The organism is Paenibacillus sp. YN15 (genome assembly GCF_003285005.1).
Classification (GTDB): domain Bacteria; phylum Bacillota; class Bacilli; order Paenibacillales; family NBRC-103111; genus Paenibacillus_AR.
In genome coordinates, this window is sequence record NZ_QMFA01000010.1 from 130186 (window position 1) to 152656 (window position 22471).

The following is a 22471-nucleotide window of genomic DNA, read 5'->3' on the forward strand; positions in this document are numbered from 1 at the left end:
CTTTCATTTTTGAACCACCTGGCAATGCCCGTTCCTTCATTCTATGCCATTGCCGCGGGATGGGCAAGCTTGTCTGCCACAGCAATGCCGCTATCTGATAGTTCCGGCCGCTCCGGGACAACCTAACCGTAGTTTGGAATGCAATCATAGTTCGGAACGCGGATATACCACATTTTTATAGAAAAGGAGCGGTTGGCCGTGCACATCAAAAAAGCGGCATTCTCCAGAGTGATCCCCAACGGCGGGCAGCTGATCGGGGAGGTAAAGGTGTGGCCGGTTAAGGAGGAGGCGCCGATGCTGGCCTGGTTTGTGCGGGAGAGGGACGGATGCCTGTCCTTGCAAAAGCTGATCCGCAAGCGGGAGGAGCTGGATCTGGATTGGTACGACAATAATCTGCGGCAGGCCTTCCAGGATTTAACCTCAGAGTGGTTCACGGAGCCGCAAGCCGCGGACGTCTGCAACCGGACGGAGTTTGAGCGGGAGGTGCTGGATTACGAGGATGTGGCCGCAGAGCTGGAGGAGCATTTGTGGAACGCTGAACGGGAGCTGTCCAAAGGTGCGGTGTTTGGGACATTCGCCCGCCCGGATGCCGCAGACCCCAACCCGAAGGCAGACGAAACAACGCTGCGCTAGCCGCCCGTCATCCTCCGCCGATCCGGCACAGGCTCTCCGCAAGCTTTTCGCAGGCAAACCAAGGTTCCCCGCTTGCAGTTATCGTGGTATGATGGGGGAAGATACCTTTTTTTGCTAAGGAGTGGCGTATGGGCAAGTTTATTCTTTTTGTATTGCTGTGGCGGCTGTTGGGCAATCCGTTCATTGCCATTGTGGTGATTCTGGTAATCGGCTATTTCCTGGAGCGTCGTTTTATCGGTCTTATCCCCAGCATCGGCAAACCTTTCAAACGGAACCGCCGGCTGTCCGTGCTGCGCCGGGAGCTGGAGAGCCGTCCCCATGATACCCGGAGCAAGCTGGAGGCGGCCAGGCTGTATTTGGAGAAAAAACGCTTCAAAGAAGCCCATGACTATCTGGAGCAGGTGCTGCCGGTTATGGACGATTCCGCAGAGGTTCTGGCGGAGCTGGGGTGGACGAAGCTGAAGCTGGGGCAGCTGAAGGAAGGGGAGGCCCTTGTGCAGCAGGGGCTGGAGCGCAATCCCCGGGTCCGGTACGGCGAGCCGTATCTGTGGCTGAGCGAAGCATATCTCCAGCGGGAGCCGGCCAAGGCGCTCTCCTATCTGGAGGAGCTGCGGCAGCTGAATTCCTCCTCGGCGGAAGCCTTTTACCGGATGGGCGAGCTGTACAGGTCCATGGGGCGCAAGGACGAGGCCAAAGAGGCGTATAGCGAAGCGCTCCGCATCTACCGGAGTCTGCCCAAGTACAAGCGCAAATCCGAACGGAAGTGGGCTCTTCTGGCCAGGCTGAAAAGAAATGCGGGCTGACCCGGAACGTTCCGGCTCCCGCCGCTGTCGGAGGGCGGGCATATGATTCGCAGCAGTTCCGACAACCGTCGAGGATAAGCCTTGGCGGTTTTGTCTTATCCAGGGGAGGGAAGACCTCCGGCACGGCTTGACGATTGGCCGGGACCGCCGATACACTAATAATCGGATTCACGAGAGCAACGCCAAAAAGAAAGGTTGAGATGTCATGTCCTTTATTCCCAAAGCACTGACCATTGCCGGCTCGGACAGCGGCGGAGGCGCAGGCATACAAGCAGACCTGAAGACCTTCCAGATGCTGGATGTGTATGGAACAACAGCAATTACCGCCATCACGGTGCAAAATACATTGGGCGTCACCGGCATTTACGACGTGCCTCTGGAAGGCATTGCCGGCCAGATTGATGCCGTCATGACAGATATCGGCGCGGATGCCGTCAAAACCGGCATGCTGTCCCAGCCTGCCGTAATTGAGCTGGTTGCCGCCAAGGTGAAGCAGCACGGCATCGACAAGCTGGTGGTGGACCCGGTGATGATCGCCAAAGGCGGGGCGTCCCTGCTGGCGGAGGAGGCCAAATCCGTGATCCGCCGGGTGCTGCTTCCTGTAGCGGCGCTGGTTACTCCCAATGTGCCGGAGGCGGAGGTGCTCACCGGGAGGGAAATCCGCAGCCTGGAGGATATGAAGCTTGCCGCCCGGCAGATTGTGGAGGAATACGGGGCCCGCGCCGCCGTAGTCAAAGGCGGTCATATGGAAGGGCCGCCGGTGGATGTATTGTATGACGGAACGGATTTTCTCCTGCTGGAGGGGATTCGCTATGAAACCCGGCATACCCACGGGACGGGCTGCACCTTCTCTGCGGCGGCGGCAGCGGGACTGGCCAAGGGAGACAGCCTGGAGCAGGCGGTGAAAACGGCCAAGGCGTTCATTACCTGCGCTATCCGCGATGAGCTGGGCATTGGGCAGGGGCATGGGCCTACCAACCATTGGGCGTACTCCAGGAGGGGCTGAACCATGTTCTATGCCGATTCGGACAAACTGAACCGTCTGTTGGCCTATCTGCCGGAGCTTGGCGCTGCGGCGGGGGAGCTGGTTTCCCGCTGGGAGCCCGGCGATATTTTGCTGGAAGCGGCGTTGGAGAGGATTGTCCATGTGGCGCTGGAAACGGTGACAGACATCGGCGGCCTCCTCATTGACGGTTTTATTCTGCGCGATCCGGGAAGCTACAGCGATATGATGGATATTTTGCTGGATGAGGGGGCGATTGGCTCCCCGCGGCACAGCTATTTGACCCGGCTGGTGGAAACCCGCAAAATGCTGGTTCAGGAATACCTTGCCCCGGATCATCAGCTGCTTTTGGACCTTGCCCGCAGTCTTCCTGAAGAGCTTGCCGGGTTTGCCGGCGATGTGCGGCAATTTGCCGGGAGGGAGACAGGCGGAGCGGGACTGTAAACCTCCGGGCCGTGAGTGTCTTCCTGTGCGCGGCTTGGTCTGTATGAGCTGTCCAATACGCGTTTAAGGATTATGATACTTTTGTGTATAAAAATTTTACTTAATAACGACTATAAGATAAAATAAAGTCAAAACAGGTGAGGGAGGTGAAGGGTTGAGCAAGGATCAGGATTCGTCGACTCGGAAGGTTCTCCTGACCATGATGAAAACCAAGGGCCCTTTGTCCGTCAGCGAGATGGCAAAGCGGCTTGGTGTGACGGAAATGGCGGTGAGACGGCATCTGAACACCATGGAACGGGACGGTCTGATTGAAGCCACAATCTCCCGGCAGGCGATGGGACGGCCTTCGCATTTATATTCCCTCACAGTTTTGGCGGATGATCTGTTTCCGAAGAATTATCATCTGCTGACCCTGGATCTTCTGGATGAATTGCTGACCCATGCCGGAGAGGAGCAGGTGAACCGGCTGTTCGAGGGGCGCAAGGAAAAGATGCTGGATAAATACGCCGATCAGATGAAGGGCCAGACGCTGGAGGAACGGGTATCCGAGCTGACGGAGATCCAGAATGCCGGCGGTTATATGGCCAGTTGGGAAAAGAGCGATGACGGCGAATATATCCTGAACGAATACAACTGTCCGATTGCACAGGTGGCCATCCGATATGAGGAAGCCTGCAAATGCGAGCTGAACCTCTTCCGGACCTTGCTCCAGGCCGACGTGGAACGGACGGATTGCATGACCAAAGGCGCCTGCCGCTGCTCCTACCGGATCAAGCCGCATGAAGGCGGCGCGCCTGGCGAAACTGCCGAAACAAAGAACGACAGCTCCTCCTCTTCCTGAGGCGGTGGCTGTCGTTTTTTTTCTTGAGGGGCTATCGCAGACGCTGGCCGGACTCATGATCCGCTATTTTTCATTTTCGGACCTTTTTGAGCATTTCGCGGACCGACGATCCTTTATTGGTCGCTTGCAGCCTCCAAAAGGGCGGTTTTCCGCTGCATAACGGATTCTCTGTCCGCTCAGCAGGAAATAGACCGATTTTTCGCAAAATAACGGAACCTCTGTCCGGCAAGGCCCAGGCATCCTGCTCGTGCAGGCGGGTCTCCCGTAAGCTGAGTGTTACCCTCGCATACCTAAGCGCCGCCCATGCAGGGCGGAACGCACTCCCGCGCAGACTTTACATCTTCCCCGCAAGCTAAAGACCGCCCCCGTAAGCTGCTCAGCGCCCCACCGGCGCTTCCTCTTCCGCCGGCCGCAACGCTTCGCGGATCTCCTCTGCCAGCCCGGCCGCCAGTTTCACCGCATCCGCGCCGCTAAAGCCGAGGGTAACCGCAGCGCAATCCAGGCAAACGGCAGCGCAGCCCGCCCGGATATATTCCGCCGCCTGGGCTCTTCCGATGCCTCCTGCGGCGATGAGCGGAATGTGGCCCAGCTCATGCCTGAGCTCCGCGGCATACCCAGGCCCCAGGGAAACGGCCGGAAACAGCCTGACGCCGCCTGCGCCGTACTTCCATGCTTTTATCACTTCCGTGGGAGTTGCCGCTCCGGCATAAACCGGCACCTTCACATCCTGGCCGAACCGGATCACCTTCTTGTCGATCCCCGGCGTAAACAGAAACGATGCGCCTGCCTCCAGCGCAGCCTTGGCATCGGCCGCGTCCAGGACGGCGCCTGCGCCGATCAGCGCTTTTTTGGGGAGCTGCTTGCGCAGGTCCTTGATCAGATAATACGCGCCCACTGTATTCAAAGGAATCTCCAAAGCGTGGATGCCGCCTTCGTACAGCCATTGTGCGGCGGCCGCCAGCCTGTCCCTGTCCGCCCCCCGCAGGGAGGCGATCATTCCCGTTTTTTTCAGCAATTCCGCGGCTTCTCCACGTTCCATCGTCCCCATCCTCCCATTTTGCGCCGGATTTATGTCCCGGATGAGCCCATGATACCATTCCGGCAGGAATTTTTCACATTCATGGAGAAATTCTTCCGTTTTTGTGTGTCAAAATAAAAGATTCCACTTATAATGGAAGTACATTAGGCGTATGACCAGATGCTGGAGGCGGCCCACATCTGACGCGTAGAGAAACGGGGGAGTAGGCAATGATCGTCCAAATCAGCGCGGCAGTTGCGGCAGCCGCATTTACAGCGCTCGTCATTTATCTTATCAGCTTCATTTTGTCGGCCAAACGGCTGATGGCGGAGGCCAACAAAACCCTGTCCGCCATCCAGGGCGAGCTGACGGCAGTCAGCCGCCAAAGCACCGATCTGATCGCGGCCAGCCGGCAGCTTGTGGAGAATGCCGACGAGAAGCTCCATGCGCTGGACCCTGTAGCCCGTTCGGTGAAAACCGCCGGCGAGGCAGTGGAGCAGGTTTCGGCATCGGTGAAGGAGGTGTCCGCAGCCGTTTCCCGGACCGCCTCCGGCGCGGCCAAGGCCAAAACCCAGCAGCGGCTGGGCGAAGCCCTGGAGCTGGTCTCTACGGGACTGCAGCTGTGGCAGAAGTGGCAGGAAGCGAGAAGTGCCAGACAAGCAAAACATGAATCCAAAACGGAAACGAAAGGATGATTGGTTATGGCTGAGAAGACTTCGGGCAAGAATTTTCTTATCGGCGCTGTTGTAGGAGGCGTGTTGGGAGCCATTACTGCTCTGGTGCTGGCGCCCAAGCCGGGCAAGGAATTGCGGGAGGACATCTCCCAGCAGGTGGACAAAATCAGCGGCAAAACCGTGGAGCTGGCCGGAATCGTCGGCGACAAAACCACGGAGCTGGCCAAGGTAGTCGGCGCCCAAAGCGTGGAGCTGGCGGGCAAAGCCAGGGAAGTGGCTACCGTGATTGCAGATGCGGTGACAGAGGTTGTGGCCGATGAGGTCAGAGCGTGGAAGGAATCCCATGCCTCCCTGCCGGAGACAGCCACTGCCGCTGAAGAAGCGGAGGCTGTTGCTGTGGAAGAGTCCGAACCGGCCCTCCCGGCTGCAGAGCCGACTGAAGAAAAGTAATCCCCGGCCTTGCCGGGTGATCCGCGGCGGCTTTTATGCCAAGAAGGGCTGAAGGCCGCCGACCTACATCACGAAGGAGGACGAGCATGGCGGAGGAAAAAACGCAGACGCCGTTTTCGGGCTATTCCGGAAAAAGCGAGCTGGAGCGCACCCTTCAGACAGGCATCCAAGGCGCCCCGAGGTTGAAGCCGGAGGAAACCTCGCATTATCTGGGAGAGTTCCGGGAGCGGGTGCTGCGGGTTCTGACCAGGAGCCAGGTGGGAGAGTCCATCATCTACCCGGAGATAGAGGAGGCGCTGCATCATCCGAAGGCCAAGCTTATGGTGCTGCAAGGCGGGCAAATGGAGCAGGCCGTCTCCAAGTATCAAAAGCTGGCGGAGGCGAACGGCATTGTTGTTACATACCGCCGGGATGAGGAATTTACGGGAGAGATCGGTTTGGTGGTGGCATCGGGGGAAGCGGTGGACGCAGAAGAGGTGGATGTGGAATCCAGGCAGGAGCGGCTGGCCAAAAAAGGGCTGCCGGAGCAGCTGATCCGGGCTGCCGGCCAGGCGGTATGCAAGGACTGTTATGCCCGCATCCGCGAGGCCGCGCCGGAGGAGCTGAAGCACTACCGGCAGATGAATTCATTAAGCCGGCTCTTCGGGGAGAAGTGCCCGGGCCACGAATAGCTTACCATTTGGAGGGGTCGATGGTGCTGATGTCGATCCCTTCCCAAATATTTTTGATGGTGATGGCAGGGTCGTCAAAGGCCAGCCATGCAGTAGGCAGATACCGTTCGCCGTATTCGCTGGAGGGTTTGTTGATGATCTGATTATCCTTGACCAGCACGGTGGAGGAGCCGCCGTCCAGATTGGCTGCAATAATCGCCCCCCGCTCCAGGAACAGCTGCTGGATCTCATACAGGGTAACGCCGATGCTGTGGGTTTGCCTGCCGTCGATGATGGCGAACATGATGGTGCCGTCGGCGGTTTGGGCCATGGCAGTGCGGGGGGCGACGCCCCAGCCGTCCGCGGCGTTCTTGATCTGGCCTTCGCCGTTGACGATGAAGCGGGGAGAGAAGGTCACCGCCTCGGACATGTTCATTTTCAGCAGCTCTTCCGCCGAATATTTGCCCGCAATCATTTTTCCGTCGGCGTCGATGCCCACCACGTGCAGCTTGGTGGTTTTATCCGCATCCAGGTAGAAGATTTTTCCTCCGGACATGACAATACCGGCAGGCTGGAAGCCGTTGCCCTTCCATTCCGGGTCTGCAAAGCCGCCGCCGTTGACGCCGGCCAAAGCGCCGGTCCGCTTCACCATGGCGGATACCTTTTCGCCTTTGTCCACCTTGCCCGGAACCACGATGCGCAGCTTCTTCGGATCACGGACGTGGAGGATGTATCCTTTATAATAGCCGTAAGCGCCTTTGCCCTCCACCTCCTCCACCTCGAGAAGCTCTTTCTTCACTTGCTCGGGCTGAACGTCTGCGGCGGCCGGAATAACGGGCTCCTGCACAATCGGAGTTTCGGCGTATTCGTCGAAACGTTTCCAGTACGCGTCCACCCGTTTCTTTAATTCCGCCTCGCCAACCAGGTACTTGCCCCAGTGGCGGTGCTGGGTAGTAATCAGGGTATCCACCATAATATTGCGGTATTGGGTCCCCCATGGCGTCAGATAGAACCATATGGCGAATCCGCCGGCCAGGACGAATCCTGTCAAGGCTGTGCGTGTCAGGATGCGCACAAAGGGATGGCGCTTTTTCTTGCGGGGGGCCTTGCGGGCCTGAGTACGGGCGCTTGGGGCCGTCTGCGGTTGTGAAGGGGTTGGCATAGGGTACATTTCCTCCGATCTATCCTGCAAAACCAAGTCCCAAGCCGAAGCCGGACAAGGCTGTGGACAGCGTTGCATATTCAACTACTATACGGCATAGGCATGCCAAAGGTTGCATTTGGCTACACCCGGCAGGAGTGGCCCATATGCAGCCGGTCCTGGCGGTAGTCCGTGGGAGCCAGGCCGTACCACTTCTTGAATTGCTTCGAGAAATACAGGGCGTCCGGGAAGCCTACCGAAGCCGCCACCTGCTCTACCGTAAGGGGCTCGCCCAACAGCAGCCGCGCCCGCTCCATGCGGATTTTCAGCAGGAATTGCATGGGGGACATGCCCGTATGCCGCTTGAACATTTTGGACAAGTGGGTGCGGTGGTAGCCCAGGGTTTGCGCCATATGCTCAATGGAAATCTGCTGGGAATACTGCAGAGTCAGCCAGCGGATGGCCTGCTCCACCTGCCGGGTAATCTGCGCCTCCGGTTCAGGGGCGCTGGCTTCGGAACGCTGTCTGCTGCCAACCAGCTCCGCCAGAATCAGGCGCAGCCATCCGGAGGCCTGCAGATCGCAGGAGGGCTCGCCCTTGCCCAGCACCCGCTCGATCCGGCGGAACAGGGAGCTTGTTTTGGGGCTGTAGGGATTCTGGATCACCGGCGATTGGGGAGAGATGCAGAGCCGCGCCAGCAGCTCGTCCACATGGCCACCCTTGTAGCCGATCCAACGGTATGCCCAAGGGGATTCCGGGTCGGCGTCATAGCGGACCAGCTCTCCCGGATAAATAAAGAACGCCGCCCCCGCCTCCAGCCGGTATTCCTTGCCCAGGCAATGGAACACTCCGCTCCCGGACAGGACATAATGGAGCAGGTGATGGCTGTGCACCAATGGTCCCACCTTGTGGTCGGCGGAGGTTTGGGAGTGCCCGCTAAACAGAACGGACAGCTCGTCTCTGGACGGATACGGGTTAATGGATGCACCATAATTCAGATCCATACAAAACCGCCTTTCTTCAGCATCGGGAGGGCTTGCAGCGGCCTGCCGCCGCACAGCTTGCCCGATCGGACTTCTTCCTTCATGATGCAGGAACAGAAGCCAGAAATCAAGACTCGATTGACATTGAAGGAGGAATACCTGTGAATCGCTTCTGGAAAAATAACGGGCTTCAGCTGGCATGGGTAGTCGCGCTGGTGGCCACTCTGGGCAGTCTCTATTTATCGGAAATTCTGGGGTACAATCCGTGCAAGCTCTGCTGGATTCAGCGGATTTTTATGTACCCGCTGGTTATTCTGCTGGGCATCGCCGCCCTCAAGCGGGACAACAAGATCACCACCTATGTGCTGGCGCTGAGCATCCCGGGGGGCTTGGTCTCCCTCTACCACTACCTGTATATCAAAACCGACTGGTTCAAGGCCGCCTCCAGCTTCTGCCAGGAGAATCCCTGCGACTTCGATTACATCAACTGGTTCGGCTTTATTACCATTCCGTTCATGGCGCTGACGGCTTTTGTGCTCATTACCGTTATTTGCTTCCTTCTGCGCCGGGCTGTGCGCAACAGCGATGGACTACATTTCTCCATGTAGAAGTGGCTTCCTTCCATAGTGAAAAGGCTTCGGCTGCGGTATAGTAGACCTGTAAAGGCTACCGGCCGGAGCCTATTTTTCCATCTGGAGGGTGTTTATTCACATGTCCAAAATTACGTTTCTGGGTGCAGGCAGCACAGTATTTGCCAAGAATGTACTGGGGGATTGTATGCTGACCCCGGCTTTGCAGGATTTTGAGCTGGCTTTGTTCGATATCGATCTGGAAAGACTGAAGGATTCGGAGAACATGCTGCTGAATCTGAAAAAGACGGTGAACAGCGGCTGCCGGGTGAAAGCGTATACCGACCGCAAGGAAGCCCTCCGGGGAGCCAAGTATGTGGTCAACGCCATTCAGGTGGGCGGCTATGAGCCCTGTACGGTGACCGACTTCGAGATTCCCAAAAAGTACGGCCTGCGCCAGACCATTGCCGATACGCTGGGCATCGGGGGGATTTTCCGCAACCTGCGCACCATTCCGGTGATGATGGATTTTGCCGCGGATATGCGGGAGGTTTGTCCGGACGCGTGGTTCCTGAACTACACCAACCCCATGGCGGTGCTTACCAATGCGATGATTACCATGGGCGGCATCAAATCGGTTGGCCTGTGCCATAGCGTGCAGGTGTGCGTGCCCCACCTGTTCCGCGATCTGGAGATGGACGATGCGGGCGTGCAGTGGAAAATTGCCGGCATCAACCACATGGCGTGGCTGCTGGAGGTAACGAAGGACGGCAAGGATCTGTATCCCGAGATCAAGGCCCGGGCCCGCGAGAAGCAGAAAACAAGCCACAAGGATATGGTCCGTTACGAAATGATGCTGCGCTTCGGCTATTATATTACCGAATCCTCCGAGCATAATGCGGAGTACCATCCGTATTTCATCAAGCGCAACTATCCGGAGCTGATCGAACGATTCAACATTCCGCTGGATGAGTACCCGCGCCGGTGCGTCAACCAGATTGAGAAGTGGAAAACCATGCGGGCGGAAATGGTCAACAACAAGAATCTGGAGCATTGCCGTTCCCGGGAATATGCCTCCTTCATCCTGGAAGCCATGGAAACCGACCAGCCCTACAAAATCGGCGGCAATGTGATCAACACGGGGCTGATTCCCAACCTGCCCAAGGAAGCCTGCGTAGAGGTTCCCTGCCTGGTGGACAAAAGCGGCATCACACCTACCTATGTAGGCGATCTGCCGCCGCAGCTGGCTGCTCTGAACCGGACCAACATCAATACCCAACTGCTGACCCTTGAGGCGGCCCGGACCCTCAAAAAGGAGCATATCTATCATGCGGCTCTCCTGGACCCGCACACCTCCGCCGAGCTGTCCATCGATGATATCGTCGCCATGTGCGATGACCTGATCGCCGCCCACGGCGACTGGCTGCCTGCCTTCAAGTAAAGAATATGAACGCCGCGTCTGCGGCGGGAACGTAAAAACCCCTGACCGCCCGTTGGAGCGGATCAGGGGTTTTTGGGATTAATCGAACTGGATGGTCCAGGCCTCCTGCATTCTCCGCAGCTGGACAATCTGGCCGGTATGGAACAGATCATGGGGAATCCACCCGACAAGATGATCCTCCAGAGGCTGGCCATCGAAGGGACGGCTCAAATCCTCATCCGTCAGGGTCCCCAGAGCCTTGCGCAGTCTGGCGGCAATCTCCTCCGTACGCTTCAGACATGCCTGCCAATCCGCCTCGTCGGCCTCCGGATTGTTCCCGAAGGTATCCAGATTGGTTTTGACGGAGGTCTCAAAAGGGGCCCCCTCCAGCTTGACGGCCAGCCGCTCATTGTAAAAATTCAGGTGGTTGGCCAGCTGGCGGATGCTGTTCCCGCCTGAAGGCGGCTTCCATACGGACTGCGCCGCCGTCGTCCCCTTCAGAGCGGATTCCAGCGTAACGCACCAGCCGCCCTCCGCGTTCCAGCTTTGATCCCGTAAGGCAAGAAAAATGGACATCCGGTTTGTGGACATAAATCATTTCCTCCTCGGCTTTTGAATTGGTATAGTGGAAAATAAAGAGGTCAACTGATATTTGTTTGTAACCCCCTAATTTAAATAAGGTGGTTACTTGGGCTCTTTTACTGTACCACAGGGAAAACATTCCTGCAAGCCCGAAAGATAGAGAGGATGAAGGGGTTTGGATATGCTATGGCTGGATTTTCTCAATACGGATTATCATGACTGGAGAGGAACGGGGAAGGACGAGGACCGTCTGGAGCGGGCAGATATGGTCAACCGTCTGCTGGGCACGTGGAAGCTGTCCGCTCCCGTCCCCCCGTCAGCTCAAGAACTGGAGGAGCTGCGGGAGCTGCGGAGCTGGCTCAGGCTGCTAACGGAGCGGCTGATCCGCGGGGAAGCCCTTACGCCGGGGGAGCTGGACAAGCTCAACGGCTATATGGCCGCGTCCCCAGTGGTCTTCCGGCTTCAGTTGGAAGCTCCCGACGGCGGAAGCGGCAATGAATCCCGCGGCCGTTACCGGCTGGAGGAGGAGCGGCCGGGGCAGGGCTGGGCGGAGGTGAAGGGGGCCGTGGCGGCTTCCTTCGCCAGGATGCTGGCCCGGAATGAACCCGGCCGCATCCGGATTTGCGATAATCCCGACTGCTTATGGGTGTTCTATGATGAAACCCGCAGCAGAACCAAACGCTTCTGCGACGATACCATGTGCGGCAATCTGATGAAGGTCCGCCGTTTCCGGGCCAAGCGGAAGCCGGATGCACCATGAAATGGGTCCGATAAACAGGAATTTCCTCGGAGCATGTCGAATGGGTAGGATATAACCCCAAGAGACAGGAGGAAGCCCTTTTATGACCAAGGCCCGCTATACGGTCCTTACCGCAACTGCATTATTGCTGGCCGCTTTCGCACTGGCCGCCTGCTCGGAGGATCAGGCGGCCCCGCAGGCCTCCATAGCGGCCTCGACCCTGCCCACGGCAGCGGCGTCAGCTGCGACCGCCGCAACCGCCACAGCCGCTTCCGCTTCGCCATCGGCGGCGCCAACTGAGGCGGCCACAGTTTCGCCTTCGGCTCCCGCTGCTTCGCCTTCGCCCAGCGCGGCCGCCACCCAGGCGCCTTCGCCGTCCGCAACGGCCAAGTCCGCTGCCTCCGCCCCTGCGGCCAAAGCCGGCAGCGACACCAAGGCCTATTCCTGGTATTACATGAAGAAGAAGGACCACCAGGTTCCCGGCTTCCCGGTCGAAGTCAAGGATTTGTCCCCCAACAAAAAAGCCGTATGGGTGGGAAGCGGCAAGAAGGTGTATCTGACCTTTGACACCGGCGGCCCCATGGGCGAGCCGGACAAGCTGCTGCAAATCCTCAAGGACAACGAGGTCAAGGTCACCTTCTTCCTGGTGGGCTACAATGTGAAGGCCTATCCCGATTTCGCCAAAAAAGTGGTGGAGGAGGGGCATACCATCGGCAATCATACCATGACACACAAGGATATGACGGAGATTTCCGAAGAGGCGGCCATGAAGGAGATCGATGACTTCGCCGCGCTGGTGAAGGAGACAACCGGCCAGCCGGTGGCGCAGTTTTTCCGCTTCCCATACGGCAAGTACAACATGAGACTCTTGGATCTGGTGAGTGAAAAAGGCTACACCTCCGTGTTCTGGTCCACTGCCATGCGGGACTGGGAGCCCCGGGCAGGCGGAGCGGAGGAGCCCTACAACGACATTATGAACGGACTGCATGACGGCAACATTATTCTGATGCACCAGGGCTCCGAGGAGAACATCGAGGCGCTGGACCGGATCATCAAGGGTGTGAAAGAAGCCGGGTATACCTTTGCCACTCTGGACGAGCTGGCGCAGTGATCCCTGTGGAGCTTGTCTATGCGTTTATACGGTACCTTTTGGCGGGTGCGTTCATATCCTGAAGAAGGGTTATAACGCTGTAAACTCACCTTATAGGCAAAGGATGCGTGTATCCGTGCAGCAGGCCATAGCGGTATTGGATTCGGGTGTAGGGGGATTGACGGTGGCCAGCGAGATCATGCGCCAATTGCCCAAGGAGGAAATCCTGTACTTCGGCGATACGGCCCGTGCCCCGTACGGCCCCCGAACACCCGGTGAGGTATTGATGTTCACCAGGCAAATCGTTGATTTTCTGCTGCTTTACCGTCCGAAAATGATCGTGCTGGCCTGCAACACGGCAACTGCGGCAGCTCTTGCGCCGCTTCAGTCCTCCATCGCCGTACCGGTTGTGGGCGTCATCCAGCCGGGAGCAAGAGCGGCTATCAAACACTCCAGAACCCGGTCCGTCGGCGTTATCGGCACTACGGGAACCATCCGCAGCGGCGCGTATGAAGAAGCTCTCCGGCGAATTGCCCCGGATATCGACGTAGTCAGCCTGGCTTGTCCCACCTTTGTCCCGCTGGTGGAGGAAGGCCGCTACCAGACGGAGGAGGCGCGTCTGGCCGTGTGTGAAGCGCTGACGCCTCTGCGGGGTTTGGCGCTGGACTGCCTGATTCTGGGCTGCACCCATTATCCGTTTTTGCGCCCCTTCATCGCCGAATGTATGGGCCAATCCGTGACCCTGATCAATTCCGCAGACGAGACGGCGCGGGAAATCAGCACACTCCTGTATTCGCACAATCTGGAGAACCGCAGCCGGATCAAGCCCCGGCACCGTTTTTTTTGCAGCGGCTCTCCCGCTCTGTTCCGCAGAATCGCCGAAGCGTGGCTGGGCTTTCCCGTTCCGGTGGTCCAGGTGGATATGCCGGTCATTCAAATGGCCAGCCCCTAACGCCTGCCGGAGGGCGGGCGTAAGCCGCTCCGCAAACACAAAAAAAATGCAAGGGCGTTTAAGCCTTTGCATTTTTTTGTTGCTTAAGGTCCGGGGCTCCCTTCGATCCCATCCAGCAAAAGCTCCTCCAGCCGGTCCAAATCGTAGGACAGCTCCGTCAGGTCGCCATAACGGGCAAAGTCCGCTCTGTAGAAGGTGTAGGAGACGGGATAGGCCTTCTGATCCAGCTCATTGCCGGACATATCCGGGCGGAAGGAGAAGGTGGCATGGTCCAGATTGCCGATCATGCCGAACAGCACCAGCGCATTGCTGCGCATCACCTTGCCAAACCGGGCTGCAGGATCATTCAACGGGATACCGTGATTGCCTGCGGGCCCGCTGGAGGCGGGATTGGCCGCTTCATAATAAAGGGTCAGCCCGTAGGGCTCTTGAGAGGTTTCCAGCGCCATAAACCGCTGCGCGAAATTCCGGTGGGGCGTGGGGAGTCGCCCTGCAATCTGGGAGACCCGGCTGGCGTCGCCCACATAAGCCGTCCGGTTGCCGGCTATTTTCTCCAGCGGATAGATGGAGCGGATTCCCTCGGGGGCAGAGGCGGCGGTATATTCGCTCAGCACCCAAACCAGCCGGTCATCGGCGGCGGAATATACGAAGGTAACAGCGATGCCGTTGGCTGCATCCTCATAACGGGCCGATTTCAACTGCTGCCCCCGGTCATACCAGGTCCGGCGGGGATCGCCGAGAAGATCCGCCACCTGGGACATGGAGGTCATGACGCGGCCCGGACTGATTTCGGCCCCCTCCATAATGAAATAGGGCAGGACAAATCCGCTCTCATACACATTTCCATGGATGCCGGTTATCCTGCCGTCGGACCGGATTTGCAGCATAATTTGCTCTGCCATGTACTGGTATTTTTCGCTTAGGCTTTGCTTTGTGGCCTCATCCGCCTCGAAGAACTGGGAAGTATCGATATCTGCAAACCGCTCCCCCAGCTGCACCTCATGGATCTTGAACTGGGCAAAGTCGTAAGTGTAGGAGCTGATTTCCGGCTGCTTCAGATACCCGGCAAAAAAAGCTACGGCAGCCGCCGCAACCAGCAGCAGGGCTCCCAGCCGCGCGGAGTTTTTCCGCGCTCCCGATTTCATGATGGAGACCAGGCGCTCCTTCAGCTCCCGGCCCTCCCGGCTCAAGCTTCCCAGCATGGCGGAGGGCTGGCGGCCGGGGGAGGCGGCCAGGGCGATAAGGGTTTCGCCGTACCTCTGTTTATCTGCCGGGCTCATGCGGCGGATCACCGATTCGTCGCAGGCAAGCTCGCAAAGGCGGTCCATGCGCCGTGCAATCCTGTACACGGCCGGATTGAACCAATGCAGGCAAACGGCAAGCTGCACCAGCCATTTGACGGGCAGATCCATCCTTTGGCAATGGGTCAGCTCATGCAGGAACATATATCTTAGCTCCCGGCTGTCCAATGTTCCCTCGGGAAGCAGCACAGCAGGACGGCGAAGACCCATCAGCATTGGCGTAAGGACAGCGGGGCTGCGGTAAACGGGAATGGACTCGCGGATGCCCAACTCCTCCCGGCATAGGTTCAGTACCTCCGACACGGCTGGGTCTGTTTCAAGCCGGCTGTCTTGCAGGATGAACCGTCTGAACCGGAGATAGCCGAAGATTTTCCAGGCCAGCAAACCTGCTGCTCCGGCAAGCCAGCATGTCTGAAGGATGCCCAAAAGCGCGGACCAATCCCATGAGCCGGCTGCTGCGGCTTTATCCGGTGCAGCTTCAGCAGCCGGCTGGCTTGCCGGTTGTCCCGCTTCTCCGCGGGGAGCGGCGGGCTCCGCATCCCCAACTGCAATCGGCGGGGCCGCCGGGCCCGGAGCAGGGACAACGGGAAGGGATGGATGCTCCTTCAGCCCAGGCGCAGCCGCCTGCCAGACGGCGGAGACGCCATTGGCCAAGGCGGTCATTCCATTGAGCTGCGGGGCTGCCGGGAGCAGGAGGCGCAGGATGACCATCAGCCATATCCCATGCTGCCATGAATAGGAGATTCGCCCGCGGAACCAGGGGGAAGCCGCCAGAAGGGCAAGAGCCAGGATTGTTCCGGAAACGGACAGGGAGAGCCAGTTCAGAAAGAGATTATTCATTCATCCCGCCCTCCACCTGGAACAGCTCCTTCAGCTCCCGGATGTCCTTCTCTGTCAAGTGTCCCCCTTGGTAAAGGGAGGCCACCATATTTTTGGCGCTGCCCTGATACAGCCTTTTTACGATTTCCTCCGTTTGGGCGTCGGCGTATGCCTTCTCGGCCACATTGGCGGAGTAATACAGCACCTCCCGCTTTTCCGCGGAAATCACCCCTTTTTCCAACAGCCGTCTGATCAGGGTCAGAATGGTGGACTTCTCCCAGCCCTTGGCGCTTTGCAGCCTGCGGCGGATTTCAGTGGACGAAACCGGAGAGCTGTGCTCCCAGAGAATCTGCATCACCTCCAGCTCGGCGGGCGAAATTTTTTCGGATAATGACATGGGATCACCTCCAATAATCGGTTTACAACTGTAGATTACTTTAGTTTACATTTGTAGACCGGTTGCGTCAACCCCAGGGAGTTTTTCAATTGGGGGAATGTTTTGCAGGATGTCCCCATATACCTCTTACCACACAGCATATGGAGAGGGGATGGTCCCATGGCGCCTCGCGCAGTAAATCCGGGGGAGCCGTTCGGGTGGAAAGAGTATGAAGCCGCCGCCGCCAGTCTGTTGGAGCGGTATCCGTTTATTCAATACGAGAAGATCGGGCGCAGTGTGCTGGACCGGGAGCTGGGGGCTTTCCAGATCGGACGCGGCTCCAGAGAAATCCATTACAGCGGCGGCATGCATGCCAATGAATGGATTACGTCGCTTTTTTTGATGGTCTTTTTGGAGGAGCTAGCGGAGGCGGAGGTGCAGGATGGGAAGATCCAGGGGGTCCAGGTGAGAGGACTTCTGGATAAGGTCAGCCTGTGGATTACGCCGCAGATGAACCCGGACGGTGCGGAGCTGGTGATCCGGGGGCTGCCCGCAGAGCCGTCCGTGGCGGAGCGGCTTCTGGAGTGGAACGGGGGCAGGACCGATTTTCAAAGCTGGAAAGCCAATGCCAACGGCATCGACTTAAACGACCAGTTTCCGGCCTACTGGGAAAAGGAAAAAGCCCGCCGGGATGCAGCCGGACCGGGGCCGCGGGATTATACCGGGGAAGCGCCGCTAACGGAGCCGGAGGCGATTGCATTGGCCCGGTTTACGGCCGGCCGCAGCTTTCAGCTTCTCATTGCTTTTCACACCCAGGGCAGGGAAATTTATTGGAACTACCGGGATCTGGAGCCGGCGGAATCCATTGTTTGGGCGGAGCGCTTCCGCAAAGCCAGCGGCTATATTCCGGTAAAGCTGGAGGGCAGCGACGCCGGCTACAAGGACTGGTTCATCCAGGAGTTCGGCAAGCCGGGCTTTACAGTGGAGGCAGGCTTCGGAGTGAATCCGCTTCCCCTAAGCCAGTTCGGCTCCATGTACCAAGAGGTGTCGGCGATTATGGTAGAGGGCATGAAGGAGCGGGGATAAGGACGCACCGCAAAAAGAACAATTTTACCTGTTACGGTAAAACTGTTCTTTTTCTTTTTGGCAAGTTATTCCGACCTGGGTCCAGTTTCGAAGTCCGCCTTAAGCCGGAATCAACAACACATCCCGGGATGGTTTTGCAGTCGCCATTCTGCCTGTATGCTTGAACTATAGAAATTTTGATGAACGGGTGGAGGAGCAATACGAAGAGAAGTGAGGAGGAGCAAACGATGAACATAGGGCTTTTCACCGACACCTACTATCCGCAGATCAATGGAGTGGCGACCTCCGTTTTGATGCTGAAGGAAAACCTGGAGAAGCTGGGGCATACCATCTATATATTTACCACCACCGACCCGGAGGCGCCAGCAGATGAACGCAATGTATACCGGCTGCCCAGCATTCCCTTTGCCGGCGTAAGACGGCTTGGATTGTTCTATCATCCGGGAATCGCAAGGGAAATCAGAACGCTGCAGCTTGATTTGATTCACACCCACACGGAGTTTTCCCTCGGGATTTTTGGGCGGACGATAGCAAATGAACTGGGTATCCCAACCGTCCATACCATGCACACCATTTATGAGCACTTCACCCACTACATCGCAAAGATCGGCACTCTTGATTCCGCCGCCAAAACCCTTGCCCGGAAATTGAGCCGCCACGTTTGCAATACGGCGGATACGGTAATCGCTCCCACGGAAAAGGTGGAAGAAATGCTTCGGGTATACGGCGTGAGGAACAGAATCGCAGTGATTCCCACCGGCATTGAGCTGGGCAAATTCGCCACTGCCAGATACGGCACCGATGAAGTAACGGCGTTAAGAGCGGAATATGGGCTCGCGGATACGGACAAGGTTCTTCTCTATATCGGGAGAGTCTCCCAGGAAAAGAACATTGCGGAGGTCCTTCACGGCCTTAAGGAGTATTTGCCCCGGCATCCCAACGTCAAATTTCTTCTGGTCGGAGACGGCCCGGACAGAAAAAATCTGCAATCCCTGACCCAATCCCTTGGGATTGGAAGCCAGGTTATTTTTGCGGGAGAGAAGCCGTGGGATCAGATCGGCCTTTATTATCAGCTGGGGGATGTGTTTGTCAGCGCCTCGCAGAGCGAAACGCAGGGGTTAACCTTCATTGAAGCTCTTGCCGCGGGACTGCCCCTGATCGCGAAAACGGACCCCTGCCTGGACCATGTGCTGTCTGAAGGCGTGAACGGTTTTGCATTTGCGGATCAGGCCGGTTTCCTCAGCGCCTTGGAGGTAGCCTTGTCCAGCGATACCCTCCTGCAGGGCATGTCCACGGCAGCCGTGCGTTCCACAGTGCCTTTTTCCGCTGAGACCTTTGCGCGGAGGGCAGCGGCGCTTTATGAAGAAACGCTGCTGCAAAAAAACAGCTATGCGTTTGCGTTTGGCAAGGAGGAAGCGCATTGCTTACAACCAATATGCGAACATCAGCGAACTGTGTGAAAAGTCAGGGTGCCCTGATAGTCAAGCCACCCCCAATAAGAACGAAAAAGAAGACATCCCCCTCAAAAAATAGGGTAGATGCCTTCTTTTTGGGGGAACGGTTTAAATGTTGCGGACCAGCCAGGTGTATGCCCAACGCCACAGCGTCATAAACAGCAGCACGAAAAAGAAGGCCACCAGCCCGAAGGTCCAGCCGGGAGGCTTGTCCGCAGCCAGCCAGCGCAAAAGAAGGGCTGCGGGTACGGCAAGAACGGCATTTTTCAGGGTGTGGCAAACAGCCTGCGGCATGGTGGAGTACGCTTTGCTGCGGTAAGCCCCTGTCACGAGTCCCGCCAGAATCCAGGCTACGATGAATGGCAGAGTGATCATCCAAATTTCCGCAAAGCCCGAATCCATCTGATGCTCCATGGTGCCGAAGAAGGTAAACAAAAGCAGCGCCAGTATGTCTCCCACACCCAGCAGCAGGGCGCCGAAGATGAAATACTGGTTTTCAAAACGTTTCGTCATGGTTCTACGTCTCCTACGCGTTAGTACGACTTACTTCAAACCATTATACCATAAATTGCGCAAGGACCAATACCTTGAGCCTGAAATCAAGGAGCCGGAAAGTCGAGCCGGAATTCCACGCCTCCGGCCGTATTGCCCGCGTGCAGCTTGGCCTGGTGAAGCTCGGCAATCCGTTTGACAATGGTCAGGCCCAGACCGAACTGTCCGCCCGGCCCGCTCCTGAAGGGGCTGAAGGCCTGCTCCGCCAGCCCGGCAGGCAGGGGAGGACCGTCATTGCCCAGCAGGAGCGAGGAAGGGGCCTCCACCCGGAGAGTGACCCTGCTGTTGGCATAACGGATCTGGTTATCCAGCAGATTCTCCACTGCAATGATCCACTGCTCCTCGTCTCCAACCACAGTAACGGGGGCGAAGCCGGTCTCATATGTCAGCTCAGGGCGCTGCCAACGGAGCTTCTCCAGCACATTCCGGGCCGTCTGGTCCAGGCGGAAGGTTTGATGCTGCGCAGGCTCAGCCGACACATAGTCCAGCTTGGTCAGATAAAGCAGCTTCCGGACAAGCTTCTCCAGACGCTCCGACTCCTGGCCGATGACACGCACCGAGCCCTCCAGATCGCCCTTGGGATAAATCCCGTCCTCCATGGATTGGGCATAGCTGCGGATCACCATCACCGGCGTTTTTAATTCATGGGAAACATGCTGGAGCATGGTCTGCTGGTAATCGTCCTGCCGCTTCAGCCGGTCCCGCATAATCTCGATAGAGTCGGCCAACTGGCCAATCTCGTCTCTGCGCTCCATGGCAAGAGGCTCATTCCACTGGCGTCTGGCGATGCCCTTCACAAATTCGCTTAACACCACCAGCGGCCGGGAAAGGGAGCGGGACAGCCAGACGGCAGGCAACAGGCTCAAGCAGAGCACCGCCGCCGACAGCCATACCAGCTGGCGCATCATGCCTTTCATCAGGTTGTGGTAATAGGTGTCCCACATGTAGGACACCACCGTCATCTGCCGGTTCAGAATCTTTATCTGGCGGATCACATAGAACAGCCGCTCCCCGTCCACATTCACCTTGTACCGGCCTGTAGCGGCGGTTTGGGCAGCCGACTGCTTGCGCGCATCCTCCAGAAGAACGGCGGGGATATTCCGCAACGACACAACCTGCTGGCCATTGACCAGAAGCAGAAAGGTTTTCACCGTCCGTTTGTCCTGCTGCTCAATCTGCCGTTCCGCCAAATTCGGATCGGCCAGGCCGCTTTCTCCTCTGCGGATGCCAACCTCCTGCTCACTCTCGATGGAGGCATAGATTTCCCGGGACACATAGCGGTTCAAAATGACAGGCATCAAGAGAAACACCAAGAGCAGAATGGCTGTAGTCAGGACCACCAGCCCCGCCCAGATCTGAAAGGCAAGCGGCCGGTTTTTCATGGCCGCACCAGCCTGTAGCCATGGCCGTACAGGGTCTCCAGCCTAAGCTCGGGCAGCTTCCGCCGGACCCGCCGGATCAGGTCGTCCACCACCCGGTCGGAGCCGAAATAATCGCTGCCCCAAATATGATGCAGCAGCTGCTCCCGGGTGAAGGCCTGTCCAGGGCGGGAGAAGAACAGAGCCAGAAGGTCGAATTCCTTGGAGGTCAGGTCAATCAGCTCCCCCTGATTGCGCAGCGCCCGGCCTGCCAAATCCAGAGTGTAGGGGGCCAGACGGTAAATAGGGGAAGAAGCAAGGCCGCTCCCGCTTGTGCGGTAAACCCGCTCCAGCAGCTTCTTCGTGCGGATGACCAGCTCCCGGGGCAAAAACGGCTTGGGCAAATAGTCGTCGCTGCCCATCTCCAGGCCCATAATCCGGTCCAGATCCGCATCCCGGGCCGATATAAAGATAACGGGAACCGCGGGATCATCCTGCTTGATTTCCTTGATCAGCTGATATCCGTCCACACCGGGCAGCATAATGTCCAGAATCCACAAATGGGGCTTCCCGCCGATAGCCTGCCTGGCCGCCTCCCCGTCGGCGAAGGCCTCCACCTGCCAGCCCTCCCGGGCCAGGTACGCAGCCAGCACCTGGTTCAGGCTGGGCTCGTCCTCGGCCAGATAAATCAGATAGCTCATCTCATCCGTCTCCGTTTTTGTCCATGGTTTGGGTTCATCATACCGCAAAAAGCCCTCCGCTTCCATCGGAAGCCGGAGGGCCAAGCCGTTATTGCTGTGCGGCGGAAGGGGATGGGGCAGGTGCCGCTTTTTGCAGCCCCGCCTGCAGCTTGGCCGTCAATTCGGCCAAAGCCGCATTTTCCTGCTGCGTCTGCGCCAGCAGCTTGGGCAGAGCGGCGCCGATGGCCGCGGCATCGCCTGATTCAACAGCCTCGGTGAAGGATTTTTGCAGCTCCTTCCGGGCGGTCAAAGCGCTATCCCACTCCTCGGTCTTCAATGCCTTGAGCCCCTGCCAGCCGTCCTTCAGCTCTTGGATTTTGGCCTGCAGCGCCTCCTTGTCCAAAGTACCGGCTTTGCGCTCCTGAAGCAGCCGCCCCAGCTCGCCGGAGCGGTTCTCCTTGATGGCGGCTTTTTGCTCAAGGGTCGGCTTCAGCGCCTTCAGTTCCTCCAGAAGGCGGTCCCGCTCGGCTAAGGCGGCTTTCCATTGCTCCGTGTCGGCAGGGGAATATTTTTCGGACAGCAGGGTGTAATACATCTCTTTATGAACGCCGATTCCGGCCGATTCCCGGATTGCCTTGTTGGCATTGATGGAGGCTGCCGGGGGATTGCTGTCCGCAGCGAATGCGGCCACCGGCAGGGCCAATGCGGAGATGCCAAGCGCGATCAAACCTTGCTTCCAGAGCTTCATGTGAATCCCTCCTTGTTTTGGGGGAGGGGACGCCTCCCCTTGCAAGGACTACTTTACCGGAGAAAAACCGCATGAATATGGCCCAATGATGTGAAATTGTGGGAG

Annotated in this window: 25 protein-coding genes; 15 read left to right on the forward strand and 10 right to left on the reverse strand. The window is 57.9% G+C overall.

The features are described from left to right. Positions 1-198: 198 nt before the first annotated feature. From DQG13_RS11015 to DQG13_RS11035, 5 genes are all read left to right on the forward strand, one after another. Positions 199-633, forward strand: a complete 435-nt coding sequence (locus DQG13_RS11015; RefSeq protein ID WP_113019801.1) for a hypothetical protein — start codon at positions 199-201, stop codon at positions 631-633. A 128-nt stretch (positions 634-761) separates the two neighbouring features. Then, positions 762-1436, forward strand: coding sequence for a tetratricopeptide repeat protein (locus DQG13_RS11020; RefSeq protein WP_113019802.1), 675 nt, complete (start codon positions 762-764; stop codon positions 1434-1436). Between the two features lie 205 nt (positions 1437-1641). Beyond that, positions 1642-2442 carry a bifunctional hydroxymethylpyrimidine kinase/phosphomethylpyrimidine kinase gene (gene thiD, locus DQG13_RS11025; protein WP_113019803.1) on the forward strand — a complete coding sequence of 267 codons (801 nt, stop codon included), beginning with the start codon at positions 1642-1644 and terminating at the stop codon, positions 2440-2442. A 3-nt stretch (positions 2443-2445) separates the two neighbouring features. After that, entirely contained in the window at positions 2446-2883 is a 438-nt protein-coding gene (locus tag DQG13_RS11030; RefSeq protein WP_113019804.1) for a DUF86 domain-containing protein, read from the forward strand. Between the two features lie 154 nt (positions 2884-3037). Continuing rightward, positions 3038-3724 (forward strand): helix-turn-helix transcriptional regulator, encoded by a 687-nt coding sequence (locus tag DQG13_RS11035; RefSeq protein WP_113019805.1) that lies wholly within the window; start codon positions 3038-3040, stop codon positions 3722-3724. 376 nt (positions 3725-4100) lie between these two features. Here DQG13_RS11035 and DQG13_RS11040 read toward each other — a convergent pair whose 3' ends face one another. Beyond that, positions 4101-4763, reverse strand: a complete 663-nt coding sequence (locus tag DQG13_RS11040) for a bifunctional 4-hydroxy-2-oxoglutarate aldolase/2-dehydro-3-deoxy-phosphogluconate aldolase (RefSeq protein ID WP_181592699.1) — start codon at positions 4761-4763, stop codon at positions 4101-4103. Positions 4764-4972: 209 nt separating this feature from the next. On the opposite strand from DQG13_RS11040, the gene DQG13_RS11045 reads away from it, so the two are divergent. From DQG13_RS11045 to DQG13_RS11055, 3 genes are all read left to right on the forward strand, one after another. Next, on the forward strand, positions 4973-5437 hold the full coding sequence (locus DQG13_RS11045; RefSeq protein WP_113019807.1) for a DUF948 domain-containing protein: 465 nt from the start codon (positions 4973-4975) through the stop codon (positions 5435-5437). Between the two features lie 6 nt (positions 5438-5443). Continuing rightward, entirely contained in the window at positions 5444-5866 is a 423-nt protein-coding gene (locus DQG13_RS11050) for a YtxH domain-containing protein (RefSeq protein ID WP_113019808.1), read from the forward strand. Positions 5867-5952: 86 nt separating this feature from the next. Further along, positions 5953-6537, forward strand: a complete 585-nt coding sequence (locus DQG13_RS11055; RefSeq protein ID WP_181592700.1) for a YueI family protein — start codon at positions 5953-5955, stop codon at positions 6535-6537. 1 nt (position 6538) lies between these two features. Here the strand turns inward: DQG13_RS11055 and DQG13_RS11060 are convergent, their stop codons facing one another. Further along, positions 6539-7687 carry a phosphodiester glycosidase family protein gene (locus DQG13_RS11060; protein WP_397333961.1) on the reverse strand — a complete coding sequence of 383 codons (1149 nt, stop codon included), beginning with the start codon at positions 7685-7687 and terminating at the stop codon, positions 6539-6541. A 113-nt stretch (positions 7688-7800) separates the two neighbouring features. Further along, a complete protein-coding gene (locus DQG13_RS11065) occupies positions 7801-8661 on the reverse strand; it encodes an AraC family transcriptional regulator (protein WP_113019811.1) in 861 nt (286 codons plus the stop codon). A 134-nt stretch (positions 8662-8795) separates the two neighbouring features. Here DQG13_RS11065 and DQG13_RS11070 point away from each other — a divergent pair, with 134 nt between their 5' ends. Both DQG13_RS11070 and melA read left to right on the forward strand, forming a co-directional pair. Beyond that, positions 8796-9248, forward strand: a complete 453-nt coding sequence (locus tag DQG13_RS11070; protein ID WP_113019846.1) for a disulfide oxidoreductase — start codon at positions 8796-8798, stop codon at positions 9246-9248. Between the two features lie 103 nt (positions 9249-9351). Then, complete coding sequence (gene melA / locus DQG13_RS11075) at positions 9352-10650, forward strand: alpha-glucosidase/alpha-galactosidase (protein ID WP_113019812.1); 1299 nt, start codon at positions 9352-9354, stop codon at positions 10648-10650. Between the two features lie 78 nt (positions 10651-10728). Here melA and DQG13_RS11080 read toward each other — a convergent pair whose 3' ends face one another. Next, positions 10729-11220 carry a DinB family protein gene (locus DQG13_RS11080; RefSeq protein WP_113019813.1) on the reverse strand — a complete coding sequence of 164 codons (492 nt, stop codon included), beginning with the start codon at positions 11218-11220 and terminating at the stop codon, positions 10729-10731. A gap of 172 nt (positions 11221-11392) precedes the next feature. Here DQG13_RS11080 and DQG13_RS11085 point away from each other — a divergent pair, with 172 nt between their 5' ends. The 3 genes from DQG13_RS11085 to racE all read left to right on the forward strand — a co-directional run bounded on the left by DQG13_RS11085 (position 11393) and on the right by racE (position 13992). Beyond that, positions 11393-11971 carry a CGNR zinc finger domain-containing protein gene (locus tag DQG13_RS11085; RefSeq protein ID WP_258525625.1) on the forward strand — a complete coding sequence of 193 codons (579 nt, stop codon included), beginning with the start codon at positions 11393-11395 and terminating at the stop codon, positions 11969-11971. A gap of 82 nt (positions 11972-12053) precedes the next feature. After that, on the forward strand, positions 12054-13061 hold the full coding sequence (locus DQG13_RS11090) for a polysaccharide deacetylase family protein (RefSeq protein ID WP_113019815.1): 1008 nt from the start codon (positions 12054-12056) through the stop codon (positions 13059-13061). 115 nt (positions 13062-13176) lie between these two features. After that, entirely contained in the window at positions 13177-13992 is an 816-nt protein-coding gene (gene racE / locus DQG13_RS11095) for a glutamate racemase (RefSeq protein ID WP_113019816.1), read from the forward strand. An 83-nt stretch (positions 13993-14075) separates the two neighbouring features. Here racE and DQG13_RS11100 read toward each other — a convergent pair whose 3' ends face one another. Further along, the gene (locus DQG13_RS11100; protein WP_113019817.1) at positions 14076-16133 is read right to left on the reverse strand and encodes a M56 family metallopeptidase; all 2058 of its coding nucleotides are present in this window, start codon (positions 16131-16133) and stop codon (positions 14076-14078) included. Further along, positions 16126-16509, reverse strand: a complete 384-nt coding sequence (locus tag DQG13_RS11105) for a BlaI/MecI/CopY family transcriptional regulator (RefSeq protein ID WP_113019818.1) — start codon at positions 16507-16509, stop codon at positions 16126-16128. The genes DQG13_RS11100 and DQG13_RS11105 overlap by 8 nt, the downstream gene beginning before the upstream one ends. 159 nt (positions 16510-16668) lie before the next feature. Here DQG13_RS11105 and DQG13_RS11110 point away from each other — a divergent pair, with 159 nt between their 5' ends. Continuing rightward, positions 16669-17574 (forward strand): M14 family metallopeptidase, encoded by a 906-nt coding sequence (locus tag DQG13_RS11110; protein ID WP_113019819.1) that lies wholly within the window; start codon positions 16669-16671, stop codon positions 17572-17574. 227 nt (positions 17575-17801) lie between these two features. Beyond that, on the forward strand, positions 17802-19034 hold the full coding sequence (locus DQG13_RS11115; RefSeq protein ID WP_113019820.1) for a glycosyltransferase family 4 protein: 1233 nt from the start codon (positions 17802-17804) through the stop codon (positions 19032-19034). 102 nt (positions 19035-19136) lie between these two features. Here the strand turns inward: DQG13_RS11115 and DQG13_RS11120 are convergent, their stop codons facing one another. From DQG13_RS11120 to DQG13_RS11135, 4 genes are all read right to left on the reverse strand, one after another. Beyond that, the gene (locus tag DQG13_RS11120) at positions 19137-19541 is read right to left on the reverse strand and encodes a DUF3054 domain-containing protein (RefSeq protein ID WP_113019821.1); all 405 of its coding nucleotides are present in this window, start codon (positions 19539-19541) and stop codon (positions 19137-19139) included. Between the two features lie 86 nt (positions 19542-19627). Beyond that, positions 19628-20962, reverse strand: coding sequence for a sensor histidine kinase (locus DQG13_RS11125; protein ID WP_113019822.1), 1335 nt, complete (start codon positions 20960-20962; stop codon positions 19628-19630). After that, entirely contained in the window at positions 20959-21639 is a 681-nt protein-coding gene (locus DQG13_RS11130; protein WP_113019823.1) for a response regulator transcription factor, read from the reverse strand. Before DQG13_RS11130 ends, DQG13_RS11125 begins: the two co-directional genes overlap by 4 nt. An 88-nt stretch (positions 21640-21727) precedes the next feature. Beyond that, positions 21728-22366 carry a hypothetical protein gene (locus tag DQG13_RS11135; protein ID WP_113019824.1) on the reverse strand — a complete coding sequence of 213 codons (639 nt, stop codon included), beginning with the start codon at positions 22364-22366 and terminating at the stop codon, positions 21728-21730. Positions 22367-22471: the final 105 nt, after the last annotated feature.